The sequence below is a fragment of the Actinomadura nitritigenes genome (genome assembly GCF_017573545.1).
In the GTDB taxonomy this organism is placed as follows: Bacteria; Actinomycetota; Actinomycetes; order Streptosporangiales; family Streptosporangiaceae; genus Spirillospora; species Spirillospora nitritigenes.
Genome location: NZ_JAGEOK010000003.1, coordinates 382187 through 402461, shown reverse-complemented (window position 1 = coordinate 402461; position 20275 = coordinate 382187). Strand labels below are relative to the sequence as shown.

Sequence of the window (20275 nt, the reverse complement as noted above, 5' to 3'; positions counted from 1 at the left end):
CGCCCGCGCCGCCCGCGGCGGCGCCCGCTCCGGCGCCGCCCGAGCCGAGGCCGAGCGCGGTGAGGGGGAACAGCAGGGACAGCGCGGCGGTGGCGCCGGCGAGCGTGCGGACGCCGCGGCTCTCCCAGTCGGGGCCGTAGGCGCCGGCCGCCGCGGACTCCAGCTCGGTCACGAACGCGGCGGCGCCGAGCGGACGGTCCCAGGCGCTCTTGGCCAGACCCCGCTCGATGAGCGGCCGCAGCGGCTCGGGGACGTCGGCGACCGGGATGGGCGCGGTCAGGTGGCGGCCCATCAGCCCGACCTGGTCCTCGGCGGTGTAAGGGCGGCGCCCCGTCACGCACTCGAAGAACACGCACGCCGCGGCGTAGACGTCGGTGGCGGGGGAGGCGGGCTCGCCCCGCCACTGCTCGGGCGCCATGTAGACGGGCGTCCCGGACCGCCCGCCCTCCCCGGCCTCCACCGCGATGCCGAAGTCGATCAGCTTGCTGCACCCGTCGCCGCGGACGATCACGTTGGCGGGCTTGTAGTCGCGGTGGACGATGCCCAGGTCGTGCGCGGCGGCCAGGCCGAGCAGCGAGCCCTTCAGCACCGCGAGCGCGGCCTCGGGCGCCAGCGGGCCGCTCTGGGCCAGCACCGCCTTCAGCGACGCCCCGTCCACCGCCTCCATCACGATCGCCGCGCCGTCGGCCGTCTCGACCAGCCCGTACAGGCGGGCGACGAACGGGTGGCGCAGCCGCCGCAGCAGGTCCGCCTCGCGGCGGAAGCGCTCGCGGAACTCCGCGTCGTCCGCGAGCGCCCCGGCGAGGTACTTGATGGCGGCGGGCCGTCCCGTGCCGTCGTGCCGCGCCAGGACGACCCGGCCCTGCGCTCCCTCCCCGAGGACCCGCAGCTCGCTGTACCCCGGAACCCGCCAGTCGCCCATATGCCGCCCCGTCCTTGGATTAGAGGGCGTTTATACCGGATCATCGCCTCGTCCGGGGAGGGTGCCTCCGGCGGGGGCGGCGTGACCGGCGTCAGGCGGCGATGGGCTCCGGATGCGTGCCGTTCGGGTCGTCGCCGGACGCGCCGGACGCGACCCCGGCGGCCTGCGTCGCCTCGGCGGCGGCGATCTCCGCCGCCCGCGGCGCCTCGGCCGCGGCGACCGCCGCCTCCGGGGAGTGCGCCGAGACGTCGGCGAACGACCGGAGCGGGAGCAGCCGGGCGCCGGCCGCGATCAGCAGCGCCAGCACGATGACCACGCCGACGCCGACGCGCAGCGACGTCGCGTCCGACAGGAACCCGACCACGACCGGGCCGAGCAGCAGGCCGCCGTAGCCCATCGCGCCGACCTGCGCGACCGCGGCGGCCGGGCGGCCCGGCGCGGCGGTCCCGGCCAGCGAGATCGTCGTCGGCACGACCGTGCAGACCACCAGCCCGGTCACGAAGAACCCGGCGATCGCGACGGGCGCGGACGGCGCCAGCACGACGGCCGTCATGCCGAGCGCGGTCCCGATCCCGGCGCCGGTCAGCAGCCGGCGGGTGCCGAGCCGCATCCGGACCCGGTCGCCGACCAGCCGGCCGAACAGCATCGCCAGCTCGAACATCGGGTAGCCGAGCGCGGCGAGGGCCTGCGAGGCGTGCAGCTCGTCGTGCAGCAGCAGCCCGCTCCAGTCGGCGATCGACCCCTCGGTCATGAACGCGATGAACGCGAGCACGCCGATGAGGTAGACGGCGACGGGCAGCCGCCGGGCGGCCCGGCCCGTCCCGGACGCGGCGGGCAGCGCGGCGGCGGGCACCGCGCCGCTGTCGACCGGGTAGCCGTCGGGGAGGTAGGTGCGGCCGAGCGCCAGGCCGAGCGGCACCGCCGCCAGCGCGGCGACCAGCACGGTGGTGGTGAAGCCGAGCCCCGCCGCCGCGGTCGCGACGCCGTACAGGCCGCCGCTCATCGCGCCGACGCACCAGCCGGCGTGCATCCCGCTCATGATCGACCGGCGGTACGCCTGCTCGACCACGCTGCCCTGGGCGTTCATCGCGATGTCGGTGATCCCGAAGGTCATGCCGAACAGCGCGACGGCCCCCAGCAGCAGCCCGTAGGTGGGGGCGAGCGCGACGCCCGCGTAGGACAGCGCGGTCAGCGGCAGCGCGACCCGCAGCACGTCGCGGCTCCCGGCCCGCGCCATGACGCCGCGCAGGACCTGCATCGCGACGATCGCGCCGAGGCCCCAGATGAGGACGACGATGCCGATCTCGCCCTCGGACGTCCCGAACTTCCCGGCCAGCGCCGGCATCCTGGCCACCCACACTCCGGTGAGCAGGCCCGCCAGTGCGAAGGTCAGGAACGTCCCCGTACGGGCACGGGACAGCATGGTTCACCTCTTTCTCGGCTCGTCGCGCATGCGATGCGTGCGCACGCGTGTGCGCGGTGGTTCGTCTGTGACGGGGATCCGGGCGTCATGGAACGCTCCAGACCGGAAAGGGGCCGGGAGCGTCTCGGACGGTGCCGGGTGGGCGCCGGGGGCGGCGCCCTGCGTCAGGTCACCGGCGTGCTACGGCAGGACCGCCAGCAGCCGCCGTTTCAGTGCCGCGAGCTGTTCCCCGTCGTACAGCTCGGGCGCGTGGCTCACCACTTCCCACAGGCCCTCGGCCGCCAGCCGGACCACCTGCGCGGCGCCCGGGTCCGGGTCGTCGGCGGGAGCGCGGCCGTGCCAGCGCCGCATCGCCTCGTTCAGCGGCTCGGCCTGCTCCGGATCCGCCGCGGCGGCCGTGATGGCCGACCATCGTCGGTACGCGCGGGCCTCCCCGCCGAGGATCTCGAAGGTGGCCTCGACATAGGCCCGGGTGTAGGACCCCGGCGTGCCGTCGTCGTAGGAGGCGATCAGGCCGTCGAACTCCTCGATGACCCGCGCCACCATGGCCTTGACCAGAGCTTCCTTGGTGGGGAAGTGGTAGAGCAGCCCGCCCTTGCTGACCCCCGCGCGGTCCGCGACCGCGGCGAGCGTCAGCGCCTGCGTGCCGTGCTCGAACAGCACGGACTCCGCAGCGTCGAGGAGGGCTTCGCGTTTCATGACCATTCCACTGTACCGGCCGGACGGTATACACGCCAACCGCGGTCTCCCTGCCCTTATTCCCCAGCTCACGGCGTCCCTCCCACCGCCGCTCCCGCAGGCTCCCGGGCGCCCTCGGGGAACAGCGGCCGCGCGGATACTGTTGAGCGCGTGGTGACCTACCTCGACCATGCGGCGACGACCCCGATGCTGCCCGAGGCCATCGAGGCGATGACCGCGGAGCTGCGCGAGCTCGGCAACCCCTCCTCGCTGCACGCGGCCGGCCGCCGCGCCCGCCGGGTCGTCGAGGAGTCCCGCGAGATCATCGCCGAGGCGTTCGACGCCCGGCCGAGCGAGGTCGTGTTCACCTCCGGCGGCACCGAGGCCGACAACCTCGCCGTCAAAGGCCTCTACTGGGCGCGCCGCGCCGCCGACCCGGCCCGCGTCCGCGTCCTCGCCGGCGCCGTCGAGCACCACGCCGTCCTCGACGCCGTCGCCTGGCTCGGCGACCACGAGGGCGCCACCGTCGAATGGATCCCCGTGGACGGCCTCGGCCGCGTCCTCCCCGAGGCGCTCGGCGAAGCCCTCGGCAGTGGCGACGACGTCGCGCTCGCCACCGTGATGTGGGCCAACAACGAGGTCGGCACCGTCCAGCCCGTGCCGGAACTGGCCGCCGTCGCCCGCGAGCGCGGCGTCCCGCTGCACACCGACGCCGTCCAGGCCGCCGGGCACCTGCCCGTCCGGTTCGCCGCCAGCGGCGCGCAGGCCCTGACCATCACCGGCCACAAGCTCGGCGGCCCCGTCGGCGTCGGCGCGCTCCTGCTCGCCAAGCCGAAGGAACCGCTGTTCCTCGACCCGGTGCCGCTGCTGCACGGCGGCGGCCAGGAGCGCGACGTCCGGTCGGGGACGCTCGACACCCCCGCGATCGCCGGGTTCGCCGCCGCCGTCCAGGCGTCCGTGGCCCGCCGTGAGGCCGAGGCCCGCCGCCTCGCCGACCTGCGCGACCGGCTCATCGACGCGGTCCGCGCCGCCGTCCCCGACGCGATCCTCAACGGCGACCCGGGCGACCGTCTCCCCGGCAACGCCCACTTCTCCTTCCCCGGCTGCGAGGGCGACGCGCTGCTGATGCTGCTCGACGCCCGCGGCATCGCCTGCTCGACCGGCTCGGCCTGCTCCGCCGGTGTGTCCCAGCCCAGCCACGTCCTGATGGCGATGGACACCGGCCCCGAGCGGGCCCGCGGCTCGCTGCGCTTCACCCTCGGCCACACCTCCACCGAAGCCGACGTCAAGGCCCTCGCCGGCGCCATCGGCCCCGCCGTCGAACGGGCGCGGCGCGCCGGACTGTCCTGACCGCAGCCGCCTGCCGCCCCTCGGCGGACGGGTTTGACCGTTCCTTGAACGGGGACGGCGTTGCCGTTCAAGGAAGGTGAGATGGCGGCGAAGGACACGGCCCGCGACGTCGGGCGGCGCGCGGCCGGGCACCCCTGGTTCCACCGCCTCTCGCGCGCCGGCCTCGCCGCGCGCGGCGTCCTCTACCTGCTGATCGGCTGGCTGGCGCTGCTGATCGCCTCCGGGCACGGCGGCAAGGAGGCCGACAAGCAGGGCGCGCTGCGCGCCATCGCCGACCGGCCGGGCGGCTGGGCCGTCCTCTGCCTGCTCGCCGCGGGGTTCGCCGGGCTGGCCCTGTGGCAGTTCGCCGAGGCACTGTACGGGCGTCCCCTTCCCCAAGGACGGCGCAAGCGGATGCGGTTCCCGGCCGCCTTCCGCGGGCTCACCTACACCGTGGGGTGCGTCGGCACGATCGGCTTCCTCTTCGGGCTGGGCCATACGTCGAGCGACCAGCAGTCACGCGCCATGTCGGCGCGGGCGATGGCCGAGCCCGGCGGCCGGTGGGCGGTGCTCGCCGTCGGCGCGGGCTTCGTCGTCTGGGGCGCCGTCACGCTGGTCAACGCGGGACGGCGCGCCTTCCGCGACGAGCTGGCCACGGACGAGATGGGCCCGGTGGCGCACTGGATCGTCCAGCCCCTCGGGATGGTCGGGAACATCGCGCGCGGCCTGATCGGCGGCGCCGTCGGCGCCTTCCTGGCCTACGCGGCGATCTCCTTCGAGCCGGACCGGGCCCAGGGGCTGGACGGCGTGCTGCGCGAGTTCGCCGCCACCCCGGCCGGCGGCTGGGGATTGGCCGTGATCGCCCTGGGCGTGGTGACCTTCGGCCTCTACTCCTTCTGCGAGGTCCGGTGGCGCAAGGTCGAGGCCGTCGAACCGCAGGACGACGGGCCTCCCGGCGCTTGAGCTGCGCTTTGGCGGAGTTTGACCGACTCGCTACCGGGCACAGCTCTGCCGTTCGCGACGGGAAGGGACGGACGATGACCACGAATGCGGCCGACGGCATGGAGCGGGCCGGCCGGCAGGTTGCGGGACACAAGGCGTTCCACGTCTTCTGCCGGTCGGGTCTGGTGGCGCGGGGCGTGCTGTACCTGCTGATCGGCTGGCTCGCCGTCCAGATCGGGCTGGGCGACGGCGGGCGGGAGGCCGACAAGCAGGGAGCGCTGCAGACGGTCGCGGACAGGCCGGGCGGCACCGCGATGCTGTGGCTGCTGGCCGCCGGGTTCGCCGGGCTCGCCCTCTGGCGCTTCTCCGAGGCGGCCTTCGGGCAGCCCACCGCGGACGGCAGGAAGGCGACCAAGCGGCTCGCGTCCTTCGGCCGCGGCGTCTTCTACTCCGCCGGTTTCGCCACCATGCTGAACTTCGTGCTCGGGCAGGGCGGGAACTCCAGCAACGAGCAGTCCAAGACGTACACGGCGCGCGCGATGGAGCACCCCGGCGGACGCTGGCTCGTCCTGGCCGTCGGCGTCGGCTTCCTGGCCTGGGGCGTCGGTAGCGTCGTCGGCGCCGTCCGGCGCAAGTTCCTCGAACGCCTCAACACCGGGCGGATGGGTCCCCGCACCCGGACCGTCGTCAAGACGCTCGGGGTCGTCGGCCGCGCCTCCCGCGGCGTCGTCTTCGGCGGCGTCGGGGTCTTCCTCGGGTACGCGGCCGTCACCTTCGACCCCGGCAAGGCCAAGGGGCTCGACGGAACGCTGCGCCAGTTCGCCGGGACCCCCGCGGGACCGTGGCTGCTGATCGTCGTCGCCGCGGGGCTGCTGGTCTTCGGGGTCTACTCGTTCTGCGAGGCGCGCTGGCGGAAGGTGGAGGCCGTCCGGAACGGGGTCCGGGGCCGGCGCCGGACGGGCCGCCGCCGCGGAGGCGCCCGCCGGCTGCTGCCCCAGGTCCGCTAGACGCGCCTCACGGCTGGTAGGGCGCCAGGGCCTTCCAGCCGGGGTCGGCGGTCGAGGCGACCTTCGCCTTGCCCTCGCTCCACCCGGCGGCGAGCTGGTCCAGCTCGGCGATCACACCGGAGTCGGGGTCGGCGTACAGGTGGAACACCCGCAGGCCGTCCCCGGTCTCGCGGACCGCGAGGACCGCCCGGTCGCCGAGCTTGGTCAGCTTCTTCTCGAACGCCCGCAGCGCCCCCGACGACGGCTCGACCGGGAGCCGGTCGGGGTTGGCGTTGGCGTACGGGACGGTGATCGCCACATGCAGGTCGCAGAGCGGGTAGTCCTGCCGGTGCAGCGGGAAGCGGGCGCCGAGCCGGGCCGGGTGGCCGCGGGGCGTGCGGCCCTCGCCGGTGAGCCAGGCGGGCTCGCTGAACGGCTCGGCGATCTGCTCGACGACCGCGGACAGCATCGACGGCGGCAGCGAGTCGATCGGCGCCTCCGTCGCGATGGAGACCTCGCCGATCCAGCGGGCCACGTCGTCCTCGCCGAGCGCCCAGTCCAGCACGTGCAGGGCCACCGCCACCTGCTGCTCCTCCGACACGAACAGGAAGTCGGGGTGGTAGGCGGTGATGTGCACCCGGGCGCGGTCGGCGTCGGCGCGCATGCCGAGCCGGACGTACTCCAGGTCGAACTCGTGTTCGCCGAGGACCAGGTCCTGCGACAGCATCTCCAGGTCGGGGCGGCGGGCGGGATGGAACGTCCAGCCCCCGGCCGCCGCGCCGGCCGGGGCGGCGCGGAACCAGCGCTCGGTCAGCCCGCGCAGCTCCGGGTCGCCGCCGCCGGTGATCGTCAGGGACGGCGCGCGGTCGTCCGCGCCGCCGATCTCCCACTGCAGGTCCGGGTGGATCCGGTGGACGCGCCGGGACAGCTCCTCGATCGCCTCCGCCGACAGCCCCTCGCCGGGCGCCGGGCCGCCGGCGTCCTCCGGGTCGGCGCCCGAGGCCGCCAGCGACGCCTCGAGAGTCGGGCGGGCCTGCGCCCACCATTCCCAGAACTCGCTGATCGCGGGCGGTGTCGCGGCGGAGGACTCGCGCGGGCGGCGGAAGATTCCCATAACCCGCCTCATCGTACGCGGAAACGACGACGACCGACCCTCGGACGCCGCGTACGCTCGGATGCACTATGACTCTGCGCGTACTCGCCGCCATGTCGGGCGGCGTCGACTCCGCGGTGGCCGCGGCCCGCGCCGCCGAGGCGGGGCACGACGTCACCGGCGTCCACATGGCCCTGTCCAGCAACCCCCAGTCGTACCGGACGGGAGCGCGCGGCTGCTGCACCCTGGAGGACTCCCGGGACGCGCGCCGCGCCGCCGACGTGATCGGCATCCCGTTCTACGTGTGGGACCTCGCCGAGCGGTTCCACCAGGACGTCGTCGAGGACTTCGTCAGCGAGTACGCGGCGGGCCGCACCCCGAACCCGTGCCTGCGCTGCAACGAGAAGATCAAGTTCGCGGCGCTGCTGGACCGGGCGATGGCGCTCGGCTTCGACGCGGTCTGCACCGGCCACTACGCGCGGCTGGACGGCGGCGTCCTGCGCCGCGGCGTGGACGAGGGCAAGGACCAGTCGTACGTGCTGGCGGTCTGCACGCCCGAGCAGCTCGCGCACGCGATGTTCCCGCTCGGCGACACCACCAAGGCCGACATCCGGCGGGAGGCGGAGCGGCGCGGCCTCCAGGTGGCCGACAAGCCGGACAGCCACGACATCTGCTTCATCGCGGACGGCGACACCCGCGGGTTCCTCGCCGAGCGGCTCGGCTCGGCGCCCGGCCCGATCGTCGACACCGACGGGACGCGGGTCGGCGAGCACGACGGCGCGTACGCGTACACGATCGGGCAGCGCAAGGGGCTGCGGCTCGGCGTCCCCGCCCCGGACGGCAAGCCCCGCTACGTCCTGGACATCTCGCCGGTCATCAACACCGTGACCGTGGGCCCGCGCGAGGAACTGGACGTCCACGAGATCACCGGGGAGCGGCCGGTATGGCTGGCGGAGGCGCCCGCCGGGCCGTTCGCCTGCCACGTTCAGCTCCGCGCGCACGGCGAGGTCTACGCCTGCACCGCCGAGCGGGACGGCGACGGCCTGCGCATCCGGCTCGCCACCCCGGCGCGCGGCGTCGCGACCGGCCAGGCCGCCGTCCTCTACGAGGGCGACCGCGTCCTCGCCTCCGCCACGATCGCCGAGACCGCCCGCGTCCCCGCTTGACGAGCACCCCATGACCATGCGTTGACTTGCCGCGAGTCAATGAGCTCTTGTGCGCTTGGAGGGTGCTGTGGAATTCGGTGTGTCGACGTTCGTGACGGACGACGGGATCGGGCCGGCCGCGCTGGGGCGGGCGCTGGAGGAGCGGGGGTTCGGGTCGCTGTTCGTGGCCGAGCACACGCACATCCCGGTGAAGCGGGAGTCGCCGTGGCCGGGCGGCGACGAGCTGCCGCGGCACTACTACCGGACGCTCGACCCGTTCGTGACCCTGACCGCGGCCGCGACGGCGACCGAGCGGCTGCGGGTCGGGACGGGCATCGCGCTGATCGTCCAGCGGGACCCGATCGTGCTGGCCAACGAGGTCGCCTCGCTCGACCTGATCTCCGGCGGGCGGGCCGTGCTGGGCGTCGGCGCGGGCTGGAACCGGGAGGAGATGCGCAACCACGGCACCGACCCGAAGACCCGGATGCGGCTGCTGCGCGAGCGCGTCCTCGCGGTCAAGGAGCTGTGGACGAAGGACGAGGCGGAGTTCCACGGGGAGTTCGTCGACTTCGACCCGGTGTTCTCCTACCCCAAGCCGGTGCAGGACCCGCACCCGCCGGTGCTGATCGGCGGGTCCGGGCCGACGACGTTCGACCGGGTGATCGAGTTCGGTGACGGCTGGATGCCGATCTTCGGGCGGGGCACCGACGCGCTGGCCGCGCAGATCGCCGAGCTGCGGGAGCGGGCCGGGCGGCGCGTCCCGGTGACGGTCTTCGCGGTCCCGCCGAAGCCCGAGGTGATCGGGAGCCTGGAGGGCGCCGGCGTCGACGAGGTCCTGTTCAACCTGCCCACCGAGCCGGAGGACGACACGCTGCGCCGCCTGGACCGGCTGGCGGAACTCCTCTGATCGTCCCGCCGGTAGGGTTCCGTCCGTGACGAGCGACTTCCCGTGGCAGGCGGGCACGGCGACCGGGGTCGGGTCGTATCCGGGGGACGACCCGGCCGAGGCGCTGCGGATCGTGCTGGGGGAGCTCCCCGAGCTGCCGCACCTGCCGGAGCTCCCCGCGCGCGGGCCGGGCGCCGACCTGACCGGGCGGACGGCCGGGCTGCTGGTGGACATGCCGGTGCGGGTGGAGCCGTCCGGCTGGCGGTTCTCGGACCGGCCGGGCCGCGACACGCTGCGCTCCCTCGACCACCTCGCGCGGGACCTGGACGTCCTGGAGGAGGTCGCGGGCGGCCACGACGGTCCGTTCAAGATCCAGGTGTGCGGGCCGTGGACGCTGGCGTCGACGATCGAGCTGCGGAACGGCGACCGCGCGCTGAAGGACCCGGGCGCCGTCCGCGATCTCGTCGCGTCGCTGGCCGAGGGCGTCGCGGCGCACGTCGCCGACGTCCGGCGGCGCCTGCCGTCCGCGCAGGTCGTCGTGCAGCTGGACGAGCCGGGCCTGCCCGCCGCGCTCGCCGGGACGGTCCCGACGGCCAGCGGGTTCGCGCGGCTGCGGGCCGTCGAGGCGCCCGTCGCCGAGGACGCGCTGCGGCAGGTGATCGACGCGGCGGGCGCGTACCCGGTCGTGCACTGCTGCGCCCGGAACGTGCCCTACGCGCTGCTGCGCGGCGCGGGCGCGAAGGCGGTCTCGGTCGATCTGAGCCTCGTGCCGAGGCGGGACGACGACGCGGTGGGCGAGACGATCGATGCGGGCGTCGGCCTGTTCCTCGGCGTGGTGCCCGGAACGGACGCGGCGCTGCCGTCCCTCCAGGCGACCGCCGCGCCGGTGAAGGAGCTGTGGCGCCGGCTCGGCTTCCCGGCCGCGCAGCTGGCGCGGCAGGTCGTGATCACGCCGGCGTGCGGGATGGCGGGCGCGTCGCCGCGCTACGTCCGCACCGCCCTCAAACGCTGCCGCGACACCGCGAGGATGCTGTACGAAGCCGCAGAGTAGGGGGCGTGCCGCTGGTCATATTGTCGGTGGCAGCGGCGAGAATAGGCGCATGACCACCAGCAGCGAGGGCGTTCCGACGGAGGCGGCTCAGCGGCACCTGGAGCTGAGCGAGCGCATCGACGAGGCCAACTACCGCTACTACGTGCTCGACCAGCCGACGGTCACCGACGCCGAGTACGACCGGCTGATGCGCGAGCTCCAGGCGCTGGAGGCCGAGCACCCGGAACTGGTCACGCCGCGGTCGCCGACGCAGCGGGTCGGCGCGCCGATCACCACGGACTTCGCGACGGTCGAGCATCTGGAGCGGATGCAGAGCCTCGACAACGCGATGAGCGCCGACGAGCTGCTGGCCTGGGACGAGCGGGTGGTCAAGGAGGTCGGCGAGGTCGCCGGCTACCTGTGCGAGCTGAAGATCGACGGCCTGGCGATCGCGGTGACCTACGAGAAGGGCCGGCTGGTGCGCGGGGTGACCCGCGGCGACGGCCGCACCGGCGAGGACGTCACCAACAACGTCCGCACCATCGGCGCGCTGCCGGACCGGCTGGCGGGCGAGGGCTGGCCGGACCTGCTGGAGGTGCGCGGCGAGGTCTTCCTGCCGGTCGAGGGGTTCGAGCAGGTCAACGCGGTGCAGGTGGAGGCGGGCAAGGAGCCGTTCGCCAACCCGCGGAACGCGGCGGCGGGGTCGCTGCGGCAGAAGGACCCGCGCGTCACGGCGCACCGCCCGCTGAGCATGCTCGTCCACGGGTTCGGCGCGTGGGAGGGCGGCGAGCGGCCGGAGAGCCAGTCCGGGGCGTACGAGCTGATGCGCGGCTGGGGCCTGCCGGTCAGCGACCGGTACAAGGTCGTCGGCGGGCTGGACGCGGTCCGCGAGTACATCGACTACTACGGCGAGAACCGGCACGACCCGGCGTACGAGATCGACGGCGTGGTGGTGAAGGTCGACCAGTTCTCGCTGCAGCGGCGGCTGGGGTCGACGAGCCGGGCGCCGCGCTGGGCGATCGCGTGGAAGTACCCGCCGGAGGAGGTCAACACGAGGCTCCTCGACATCAAGGTGGGCGTCGGCCGGACCGGGCGGGTCACCCCGTACGGCGTGATGGAGCCGATCAAGGTGGCCGGATCGACGGTCGAGCGGGCGACGCTGCACAACGCGGGCGAGGTCAGGCGCAAGGGCGTGCTGATCGGCGACACCGTGGTGCTGCGCAAGGCCGGCGACGTGATCCCGGAGATCGTCGCGCCGGTGACCGCGCTGCGGGACGGCTCCGAGCGCGAGTTCGAGATGCCGGCCGAGTGCCCCGAGTGCGGGACGGAGCTGGCGTACGAGAAGGAGGGCGACGCCGACATCCGCTGCCCGAACGCGCAGTACTGCCCGGGGCAGCTGCGGGAGCGGCTGTTCTTCGTGGCCAGCCGGAACGCGCTCGACATCGAGGCGCTCGGGTACGTGGCGGCGACGGCGCTGACGCAGCCGCTGGAGCCGAGCGACCCGCCGGTGAAGAACGAGGGCGACCTGTTCCACCTGACGGTCGACCAGCTGCTGCCGATCCGCAGCCTCGTGCTGGACCAGCGGACGGGGACGACGAAGACCGATCCCAAGACCGGCGAGCCGAAGGTCGTGTCGTTCTTCGCGAACAAGGAGGGCGAGCCGAAGAAGACGGTCGAGGTCCTCTTCGACGAGCTGGAGAAGGCGAAGCGGCAGCCGCTGTGGCGGGTGCTGGTGGCGCTGTCGATCCGGCACGTGGGGCCGTCGGCGTCGCGCGACCTGGCCCGCGAGATGGGGTCGATGGACGCGATCGCGAACGCGACGGAGGAGGAGCTGGCGGCGGTGGACGGCGTCGGCCCGACGATCGCCGCGTCGATCAAGCGCTGGTTCGAGGTCGACTGGCACCGCGAGATCGTGGACAAGTGGCGGGCCGCCGGCGTCCGGATGGAGGACGAGGGCGCGGCGGGCCCGCGGCCGCTGGAGGGCGTCACCGTGGTGATCACCGGTTCGCTGGAGGGGTTCAGCCGGGACTCGGCGACGGAGGCGGTGCAGCGGCTCGGCGGGAAGGTGTCCGGGTCGGTGTCGAAGAAAACGGGCTTCGTGGTCGTGGGCGACAGCCCAGGGTCGAAGTACGACAAAGCCGTCAAACTCGGCGTACCGGTCCTGGAGGAGGAGGGCTTCCGGGTGCTCCTCGCTGATGGGCCAGATGCGGCCAAAAATGTAACTATGCGCGCGGACGCATGACCCGGCGTGGTTAAGCGGCCCCTCACCAGTGTCGCGTTACTCAGGGGTACACTTCAGCTACCGACAGGTGAGGGGCCGGTACGGAAGGGGCATAACGGAACGTACGCAATCGGTTTCGCGAAGTTGAGCAAAGGCCGTACTCTCCCTCACATCACGACCCACCTGAATCTTCGGACGCACCATCCGGGGGGAGTCGCCCCGGAGTCCGGTGCGCCCGGTGCCGGGGACGGCCCCCCGAACCCCCCGAGGATGTGATGAAGGACCCGAACAACACGCGGAACACGGCCCCGCGCCGCGGCTCCCCGTTGTGGATCTACTTCGTCGTCGTCATCCTGCTCGGCGTCGCCGTGTGCGCCGCCGCGTTCGCCGGGCTGACCGGCGCCGACCTCGACGCGCTCGCCGGGAACCCGGTGTTCTGGATCCTCGGCTGCTTCATCGTCTTCGGCGAGCTGCGGCCGATCATCACGCCGGGATCCACCGAGACCAACGGCGCCACGACCTCCACCACGTTCGCCTTCGCCGCGCTGCTGTACGCCGGGCTGCCCGTCGCCGCCGCGCTCCAGGCGATCGCCGTCGTGACCTGCGGGGTCTTCCGCGGCCGCACCCCCCACCGGATCGCCTTCAACGCCGCCCAGTACAGCCTCAGCCTCGGCGCCGCCCAGCTCGTCCTCGCCCTCGCCGGCGACCTCGCCACCCCGTCCAGCACCTGGGTCCCCGACGGCGACGACCTGCCCGCCATCGCGCTCGCGGGCACCGTCTACTTCCTCTGCAACGACACCCTCGTCGGCTCGGCCGTCGCGCTGCACGAGCGGGTCTCGCTGATCAAGGCGCTGCGCTGGGACCTCGCCTACCAGGTCCTGGTGCACCTGGCGCTGCTCGGCCTCGCCCCGCTCATGGTCATCGCGATGGACCGGTCCGCGCTGTTCGTGCCGCTGATCCTGCTGCCGTTCATCGCCGTCTACCTGAACGCCTCCGTCGCCGTCCGGCGCGAGCACCAGGCCCTGCACGACGGCCTCACCGGCCTGCCGAACCGCAAGCTGCTGATCGTCCGGACCGAGGAGGCCCTCGCCGAGGCCCGCGGCGCCGAGAAGCGCAGCGCGGCCGGGCGCGCCGCGAAGCGCGGGCCGGTCTCGCTCCGGCCGCCGCGCCGCCGTGCCGTCCCGGAGGAGCGCGACCAGCGCGCCGGGCTGTTCCTCCTCGACCTCGACCGGTTCAAGGAGGTCAACGACACCCTCGGGCACCCCACCGGGGACCGGCTGCTGCAGCTCGTCGCGCACCGGCTCACCCACAGCGTCCGGCCCGGCGACCTCGTCGCCCGGCTCGGCGGCGACGAGTTCGCGGTGCTGCTGCCGTCCGTCCGGGACGAGGCCGCCGCCCGCGAGGTCGCGGCCCGGCTGCGCGCCGCGCTCGGCGAACCCGTCCGGCTCGACGGCATGTCGTTCGACCTGGAGGCCAGCGTCGGCATCGCGCTGTTCCCCGACCACGCCCCCGACTTCGAGCTGCTCCTGCAGCGCGCCGACGTCGCGATGTACAACGCCAAGGAGGGCCGCACCGGCGTCGAGGTCTACTCGCCCGCCAACGACCGCAACTCCCCGGAGCGGCTCACCATGCTCGGCGACCTGCGCCGCGCCATCGACCGGTCCGAGCTCGAGCTGTTCTACCAGCCGAAGGTGTCGCTGCGGGACGGCCAGCTCGTCGGCATGGAGGCGCTGCTGCGCTGGCGCCATCCCGACAAGGGGCTCCTCGAACCCGAGGCGTTCCTGTCGATCGCCGAGCAGACCTACCTGATGCGCTCCATCACGCACCACGTCGTCGAGGCCGCCCTCGCCCAGACCGCCGCCTGGTGGCGCGAGGACCTCGCCGTCCAGGTCGCGGTGAACGCCTCCGGGCGCGACCTCCTCGACATGGGCCTCACCGAGACCATCGAGGAGGGCCTGCTCGCCCGCGGCCTGCCGGCCGCCGCGCTGCAGCTGGAGATCACCGAGCGGATCCTGATGAGCGAGCCCGCCTACGCCTCCGACACCGTCGCGAGGCTCGCCGAGCTCGGCATCCCGCTCAGCCTCGACGACTTCGGCACCGGCTACTCCTCGCTCGTCCGGCTGAAGCGCCTCCCGGTCGAGGAGATCAAGATCGACTCCTCGTTCGTCGGGCGGCTCGCGGAGTCCACCGACGACGCGGTGATCGTCCGCTCGATCGTGGACCTCGTCCGCACCCTCGGCCTGCGCTCGGTCGCCGAGGGCGTCGAGGATCCGCAGACCGCGCGCCTGCTCCGCGAGATGGGCTGCGACGCCGCCCAGGGCTGGCACTTCGGCCGCCCGATGGACGCCGACACCGCCACCGACTGGCTCCGCCGCAACGTCCAGCGGGCCCCCGAACCCGCGGCGTAGCGGACCTCAGTAGCGGCGCCGGGTCTCGTAGGGGTCGTCCTCGTAGTAGTGCTCCTCGCGGATCGCGGGCGGCGGACGGCGCTCCACGCTGCGGCGCGCGGAGGCGATCCGGACGATCCCGACGACCAGCCCGATCAGGCCGCCGATCATCAGGATCACGCCGACCAGCCGGATGTCGATGCCGCTGAACTGGAAATTGACCGCATAGGCCAGGATCGCGCCGATGATGATCAGGGCGATGCTGCCGCCGATGGTCACGGCGGGCTCCTCTCGTCGTCCCGGGGTGGACGTGAGGAGCGTTCCCCGCAGGAGGATCTGAAACGGCCCGTGCCGCGCCGCCGCGGCGGCGCGAGGCGGCGCGGCGGGGTAAAGCGTTCGGGCGGCGGGGCCTCGGCCAATAGGATGGCGGGTATCCCAATCGATCGCAGGAACGGTTTCTCATCATGTCCGCCATCACCCGTGACGAGGTCTCGCACCTCGCCCGGCTGTCCCGGCTGGCGCTCGGCGACGATGAGCTCGACCATCTCGCCGCCCAGCTCGACCAGATCATTTCCGCGGTCGCGCGGGTGCAGGAGGTCGCCGCGGAGGACATCCCGCCCACCTCGCACGCGCTGCCGCTGACCAACGTGTACCGGCCCGACGAGGTCCGGCCGTGCCTCACGCCGGAGCAGGCGCTCGCCGGCGCGCCCGCCGGCGAGCAGCAGCGCTTCCGCGTACCGCGGATCCTGGACGAGGAGGCCTGATGGCGGAGCTGTTCCGGAAGGGCGCCGCGGAGCTCGGCGAGCTGATGGCGGCGGGCGAGGTGTCGGCGGTCGAGGTCGCGCAGGCGCACCTGGACCGGATCGCCGCCGTGGACGGGCGGGTCGAGGCGTTCCTGCACGTGGACGCGGAGACCACGCTGGCGCAGGCGCGCAGGGTGGACGAGCGGCGCGCGGCGGGGGAGGAGCTCGGCCCGCTGGCTGGCGTCCCCATCGCCCACAAGGACGTGTTCACCACCACCGACATGCCGACCACGGCCGGATCGAAGATCCTCGAGGGCTGGCGGCCGCCGTACGACGCGACGGTGACGAGCCGGCTGCGCGAGGCCGGCCTGGTGATCCTCGGCAAGACGAACATGGACGAGTTCGCGATGGGGTCGTCCACGGAGAACAGCGCGTACAAGACGACGCGCAACCCGTGGGACCTGTCGCGCGTCCCCGGCGGGTCGTCGGGCGGGTCGTCGGCGGCGGTCGCGGCGTACGAGGCGCCGCTGTCCACCGGCACCGACACCGGCGGGTCGATCCGCCAGCCCGCGGCGGTCACCGGCATCGTCGGGACGAAGCCGACCTACGGCGGCTCGTCCCGGTACGGGATCATCGCGTTCGCGTCGTCGCTGGACACGCCGGGCCCGTTCGCCCGCAACGTGCTGGACGCGGCGCTGCTGCACGAGGCGTTCAGCGGCCACGACGCCATGGACTCGACCTCGATCGACCGGCCCGTCCCGAACGTGGTGGAGGCGGCGCGCAGCGGCGACGTGGACGGCCTGCGGGTCGGCGTCGTCCGCGAGTTCGCCGGCGACGGGTACGAGGCGGGCGTGTCGGCGCGGTTCACCGAGGCCGTGGAGCTGCTGGAGTCGCTCGGCGCGAAGGTCGTCGAGGTGTCCTGCCCGCACTTCGCGTACGCGCTGCCCGCCTACTACCTGATCGCGCCGTCGGAGGCGTCGTCGAACCTGGCGCGGTTCGACGCGATGCGGTACGGGCTGCGCGTCGGCGACGACGGCACCCGCAGCGCCGAGGAGGTCATGGCGCTGACCCGCGCGGAGGGCTTCGGGCCCGAGGTGAAGCGGCGGATCATGCTCGGCACCTACGCGCTGTCGTCGGGCTACTACGACGCCTACTACGGCAAGGCGCAGCAGGTCCGCACGCTGGTCAAGCGCGACTTCGACGCGGCGTTCGAGCAGGTGGACGTGCTGGTCTCGCCGACCACGCCGACCACGGCGTTCCCGATCGGGGAGCGCGCGGACGACCCGATGGCGATGTACCTGGCCGACCTGTGCACGATCCCGGCGAACCTCACCGGCAACGCCGCGATCTCCGTGCCGTGCGGCCTCGCGGACGGCCTGCCGGTGGGCCTGCAGGTCATGGCGCCCGTCCTCGGCGACGACCGCGTCTACCGGGTGGGCGCCGCCGTCGAGCGGGCCCTGGAAGAGCGCTGGGGCGGCCCGTTGCTGGCCAAGGCCCCCGAACTGGCGGAGGCGAAGTGAGCACCCCGACACTCATGCCGTACGACGAGGCGCTCGCGAAGTACGAGCCCGTCCTCGGCCTGGAGACGCACATCGAGCTCGGCACCGCGTCGAAGATGTTCTGCGGCTGCCCGACGGCGTTCGGCGCGGACCCGAACACCCAGGTCTGCCCGGTCTGCCTGGGCCTGCCCGGGTCGCTGCCGGTGACCAACCACGCCGCGATCGAGGGCATCATCAAGATCGGCCTGGCGCTGAACTGCACGATCGTCGAGTGGTGCCGGTTCGCCCGGAAGAACTACTTCTATCCGGACATGCCGAAGGACTTCCAGATCTCGCAGTACGACGAGCCGCTGTGCGTCGACGGCCATCTGGACGTCGAGGTGGACGGCGAGACGTACCGGATCGAGATCGAGCGCGTCCACATGGAGGAGGACACCGGCAAGTCGCTGCACGTCGGCGGCAGCACGGGCCGCATCCACGGCGCCGAGTACTCGCTGGTGGACTACAACCGGGCCGGCATCCCGCTGGTGGAGATCGTCACCAAGCCGATCCCCGCGACGGGCGACAAGGCGCCGCTGGTGGCCCGCGCGTACGCGACGGAGCTGCGCGAGCTCGTGCGCTCGCTCGGGGTTTCGGACGTCCGCATGGAGGAGGGCTCCATGCGCTGCGACGTGAACGTGTCGCTGATGCCGCGGGGCGCGTCGGAGTGGGGCACCCGCACCGAGACCAAGAACGTGAACTCGCTGCGCTCGGTGGAGCGCGCCGTCCGCTCGGAGATCGAGCGGCAGGCCGGCGTGCTGGACGCGGGCGGGCGGGTGACCCAGGAGACCCGCCACTTCCACGAGGACACCGGCCGCAGCACCAGCGGGCGCAGCAAGGAGGAGGCGCAGGACTACCGCTACTTCCCCGAGCCCGACCTGGTGCCGATGGCGCCGTCGCGGGACTGGGTGGAGGAGCTGCGGGCGTCGCTGCCGGAGCTGCCCGCCGCGCGGCGCCGCCGCGTCCAGCGGGAGTGGGGCCTGTCGGACCTGGAGCTGCGCGACGTCGTCAACGCGGGCGCCGTCGACCTGATCGAGGCGACGATCGCGGCGGGTACGGACGCCGGCGCGGCCCGCAAGTGGTGGATGAACGAGCTGTCGCGGCGCGCGACCGAGCAGGGCGTGGAGCTGGCCGAGCTGCCGATCACGCCGGAGCAGGTCGCGCGGATCCAGGCGATGGTGTCCGCCGGCGAGCTGAACGACAAGCTGGCCCGGCAGGTGTTCGAGGGCGTCCTCGCGGGCGAGGGCGGCCCGGACGAGGTCGTCGCGGCCCGCGGCCTGAAGGTCGTCAGCGACGAGGGCGAGCTCGCCTCGATCATCGACCAGGTGATCGCGGACAACGCCGCCGTGGCGGACAAGGTCCGGTTCGGCAAGGTCGCCGCCGCCGGCGCCCTCGTCGGCGCCGTGATGAAGGCCACCCGCGGGCAGGCCGACGCCGGCCGCGCCCGCGAGCTGATCCTCGAGAAGCTCGGCGCGTCCTGACGGTTCCCGCCGTCCCGCGGGCGCGCCCGCGGGACGGCGGGGACCCGCTCGCCCTCGGGTCGACCGGCCGAGCCGGTCGTTCCGGTGGGTCAGCGGAGCGGGACGGTGATGATGCGGTCGTCGGTCTTCGCGGGGGTGCCGCGGCCGTCGCGGTTGCTGGTGGTGAGCCACAGCGAGCCGTCCGGGGCGCGGACGGCGGCGCGCAGCCGGCCGTAGGCGCCGGTGAGGCGGGCGATGGGGCGGCCCACCGCGCCGTCCGCGGACAGCGGGATCTGCCAGAGCCGCTCGCCGCGCAGCGCGGCGGCCCACAGGGAGCCGCCGGCGTAGGCGAGCCCGGACGGGGACGCCTCGGACGTCCTCCACGTCAGCAGCGGGTTCGTGAAGCCCTCGTGGTTCCCGAAGCCCTCGACGGCCGGCCAGCCGTAGTCGCGGCCCTTCTGGACGAGGTTGATCTCGTCGAAGCGGTCCTGGCCGAACTCGGTGGTGTAGAGGCGGCCCTTCGGGTCCCAGGCGAGGCCCTGGACGTTGCGGTGGCCGTACGTCCACACGCGCGTGCCGAACGGGTTGCCGGGGGCGGGCGCTCCGCCCGGCGTGACGCGGAGGATCTTTCCGGCGAGGGAGTTCCTGTCCTGCGCCTTCTCGCCCTGGCCGGTCTCTCCGGTGGTGACGTACAGCATCCGGTCGGGGCCGAACGCGAGGCGCCCGCCGTTGTGGATCTCGCCCTTGGGGATGCCGGTGACGATCGGGCGCGGGGTTCCGAGCCGGCCGTCGTAGGAGGCGCGGACGACGCGGTTGTCGGTCGCGGACGTGCAGTACAGGAAGATCTGGTGGTCCTGGGCGTAGCCGGGCGAGACGGCGACGCCGAGCAGCCCGCCCTCGCCCGCCGCGTCGACGCCGGGAACGGTCCCGATCGGTGTCACGGCGCCGGACGGGGTGACGCGCAGCAGCCGCGCGGATTCACGTTCGGTCACAAGTGCGTCACCGCCGGGTAGGAACGAGATGGCCCACGGGATCTTCAGGCCCGTGACCAGAACCCGGGGCGTCCCGGGCGCGGTGGTGCCCCCGGACGGCAGCGGCGGCGGGGTGCGCGCACCGCCCGTGTCCTTCGACGGTGACGACGAGCACCCCGCGAGGACGAGCGCGGCAAGGACGATCAGGTGCTTCCGCATGAGAACGCCTCCCGCCCCAAGCATGACACTTCGGTGTCGCGTGCATCACACCGTCCCTCTCCGCACCCCCGGCGGACGGTCCGGGACAAGAAGGGCACCGGCCGCTCGGGGCCACGAATGCGGTCACCCAACGTGATGCCGGGCAAGGCGCCGATTCGGTGACGATCACGTTTCGGCCGTCCCAAACGGATCGCCGACGAGGCGGTTCGTCGCCATGAGGACGCCCAGCCTCAATCGGTCCGTGACCTACGGAACGTACTGTGAGCATCACGGTGATCCCGCAGTGCAGCAACGTCGCTGAT

General features: G+C 73.6%; 17 protein-coding genes. 11 read left to right on the top strand and 6 right to left on the bottom strand.

Going from position 1 to position 20275, the window contains the following annotated elements; all coding sequences use genetic code 11:
• The 3 genes from J4557_RS06340 to J4557_RS06330 form a co-directional block, all read right to left on the bottom strand.
• Positions 1 to 922, bottom strand: a 922-nt coding sequence (locus J4557_RS06340; protein ID WP_208265460.1) for a serine/threonine-protein kinase, incomplete at its 3' end; no start/stop codon positions are given.
• Positions 923 to 1013: 91 nt separating this feature from the next.
• Positions 1014 to 2345 (bottom strand): MFS transporter, encoded by a 1332-nt coding sequence (locus tag J4557_RS06335; protein WP_208265459.1) that lies wholly within the window; start codon positions 2343 to 2345, stop codon positions 1014 to 1016.
• 180 nt (positions 2346 to 2525) lie between these two features.
• Positions 2526 to 3044 carry a TetR/AcrR family transcriptional regulator gene (locus tag J4557_RS06330; RefSeq protein ID WP_208265458.1) on the bottom strand — a complete coding sequence of 173 codons (519 nt, stop codon included), beginning with the start codon at positions 3042 to 3044 and terminating at the stop codon, positions 2526 to 2528.
• A gap of 153 nt (positions 3045 to 3197) precedes the next feature.
• Between J4557_RS06330 and J4557_RS06325 the strand changes: the two genes are divergently transcribed.
• From J4557_RS06325 to J4557_RS06315, 3 genes are all read left to right on the top strand, one after another.
• Positions 3198 to 4373 (top strand): cysteine desulfurase family protein, encoded by a 1176-nt coding sequence (locus J4557_RS06325; protein ID WP_208265498.1) that lies wholly within the window; start codon positions 3198 to 3200, stop codon positions 4371 to 4373.
• Between the two features lie 81 nt (positions 4374 to 4454).
• A complete protein-coding gene (locus J4557_RS06320; protein WP_208265457.1) occupies positions 4455 to 5315 on the top strand; it encodes a DUF1206 domain-containing protein in 861 nt (286 codons plus the stop codon).
• A 74-nt stretch (positions 5316 to 5389) separates the two neighbouring features.
• Complete coding sequence (locus tag J4557_RS06315) at positions 5390 to 6301, top strand: DUF1206 domain-containing protein (protein ID WP_208265456.1); 912 nt, start codon at positions 5390 to 5392, stop codon at positions 6299 to 6301.
• Between the two features lie 7 nt (positions 6302 to 6308).
• Here the strand turns inward: J4557_RS06315 and J4557_RS06310 are convergent, their stop codons facing one another.
• Positions 6309 to 7394 (bottom strand): DUF695 domain-containing protein, encoded by a 1086-nt coding sequence (locus tag J4557_RS06310; protein ID WP_208265455.1) that lies wholly within the window; start codon positions 7392 to 7394, stop codon positions 6309 to 6311.
• 68 nt (positions 7395 to 7462) lie between these two features.
• Between J4557_RS06310 and mnmA the strand changes: the two genes are divergently transcribed.
• The 5 genes from mnmA to J4557_RS06285 all read left to right on the top strand — a co-directional run bounded on the left by mnmA (position 7463) and on the right by J4557_RS06285 (position 15063).
• Positions 7463 to 8539 (top strand): tRNA 2-thiouridine(34) synthase MnmA, encoded by a 1077-nt coding sequence (gene mnmA, locus J4557_RS06305; protein WP_208265454.1) that lies wholly within the window; start codon positions 7463 to 7465, stop codon positions 8537 to 8539.
• Positions 8540 to 8606: 67 nt separating this feature from the next.
• Positions 8607 to 9425, top strand: coding sequence for an LLM class F420-dependent oxidoreductase (locus J4557_RS06300; RefSeq protein WP_208265453.1), 819 nt, complete (start codon positions 8607 to 8609; stop codon positions 9423 to 9425).
• A gap of 25 nt (positions 9426 to 9450) precedes the next feature.
• Entirely contained in the window at positions 9451 to 10455 is a 1005-nt protein-coding gene (locus tag J4557_RS06295) for a methionine synthase (RefSeq protein ID WP_208265452.1), read from the top strand.
• Between the two features lie 49 nt (positions 10456 to 10504).
• Positions 10505 to 12676, top strand: a complete 2172-nt coding sequence (gene ligA / locus J4557_RS06290; RefSeq protein ID WP_208265451.1) for an NAD-dependent DNA ligase LigA — start codon at positions 10505 to 10507, stop codon at positions 12674 to 12676.
• A gap of 254 nt (positions 12677 to 12930) precedes the next feature.
• On the top strand, positions 12931 to 15063 hold the full coding sequence (locus tag J4557_RS06285) for a putative bifunctional diguanylate cyclase/phosphodiesterase (RefSeq protein WP_208265450.1): 2133 nt from the start codon (positions 12931 to 12933) through the stop codon (positions 15061 to 15063).
• A gap of 6 nt (positions 15064 to 15069) precedes the next feature.
• Here J4557_RS06285 and J4557_RS06280 read toward each other — a convergent pair whose 3' ends face one another.
• The gene (locus J4557_RS06280; protein ID WP_208265449.1) at positions 15070 to 15321 is read right to left on the bottom strand and encodes a DUF6458 family protein; all 252 of its coding nucleotides are present in this window, start codon (positions 15319 to 15321) and stop codon (positions 15070 to 15072) included.
• A 185-nt stretch (positions 15322 to 15506) separates the two neighbouring features.
• On the opposite strand from J4557_RS06280, the gene gatC reads away from it, so the two are divergent.
• The 3 genes from gatC to gatB are packed head-to-tail and all read left to right on the top strand — an operon-like array spanning position 15507 to position 18804.
• On the top strand, positions 15507 to 15806 hold the full coding sequence (gene gatC, locus J4557_RS06275; RefSeq protein WP_208265448.1) for an Asp-tRNA(Asn)/Glu-tRNA(Gln) amidotransferase subunit GatC: 300 nt from the start codon (positions 15507 to 15509) through the stop codon (positions 15804 to 15806).
• Positions 15806 to 17305 (top strand): Asp-tRNA(Asn)/Glu-tRNA(Gln) amidotransferase subunit GatA, encoded by a 1500-nt coding sequence (gene gatA, locus J4557_RS06270; protein ID WP_208265447.1) that lies wholly within the window; start codon positions 15806 to 15808, stop codon positions 17303 to 17305. Before gatC ends, gatA begins: the two co-directional genes overlap by 1 nt.
• Before the next feature lie 14 nt (positions 17306 to 17319).
• A complete protein-coding gene (gatB, locus tag J4557_RS06265) occupies positions 17320 to 18804 on the top strand; it encodes an Asp-tRNA(Asn)/Glu-tRNA(Gln) amidotransferase subunit GatB (RefSeq protein ID WP_208265497.1) in 1485 nt (494 codons plus the stop codon).
• Positions 18805 to 18893: 89 nt separating this feature from the next.
• Here the strand turns inward: gatB and J4557_RS06260 are convergent, their stop codons facing one another.
• Positions 18894 to 19973 (bottom strand): PQQ-dependent sugar dehydrogenase, encoded by a 1080-nt coding sequence (locus J4557_RS06260; protein WP_208265446.1) that lies wholly within the window; start codon positions 19971 to 19973, stop codon positions 18894 to 18896.
• Positions 19974 to 20275: the final 302 nt, after the last annotated feature.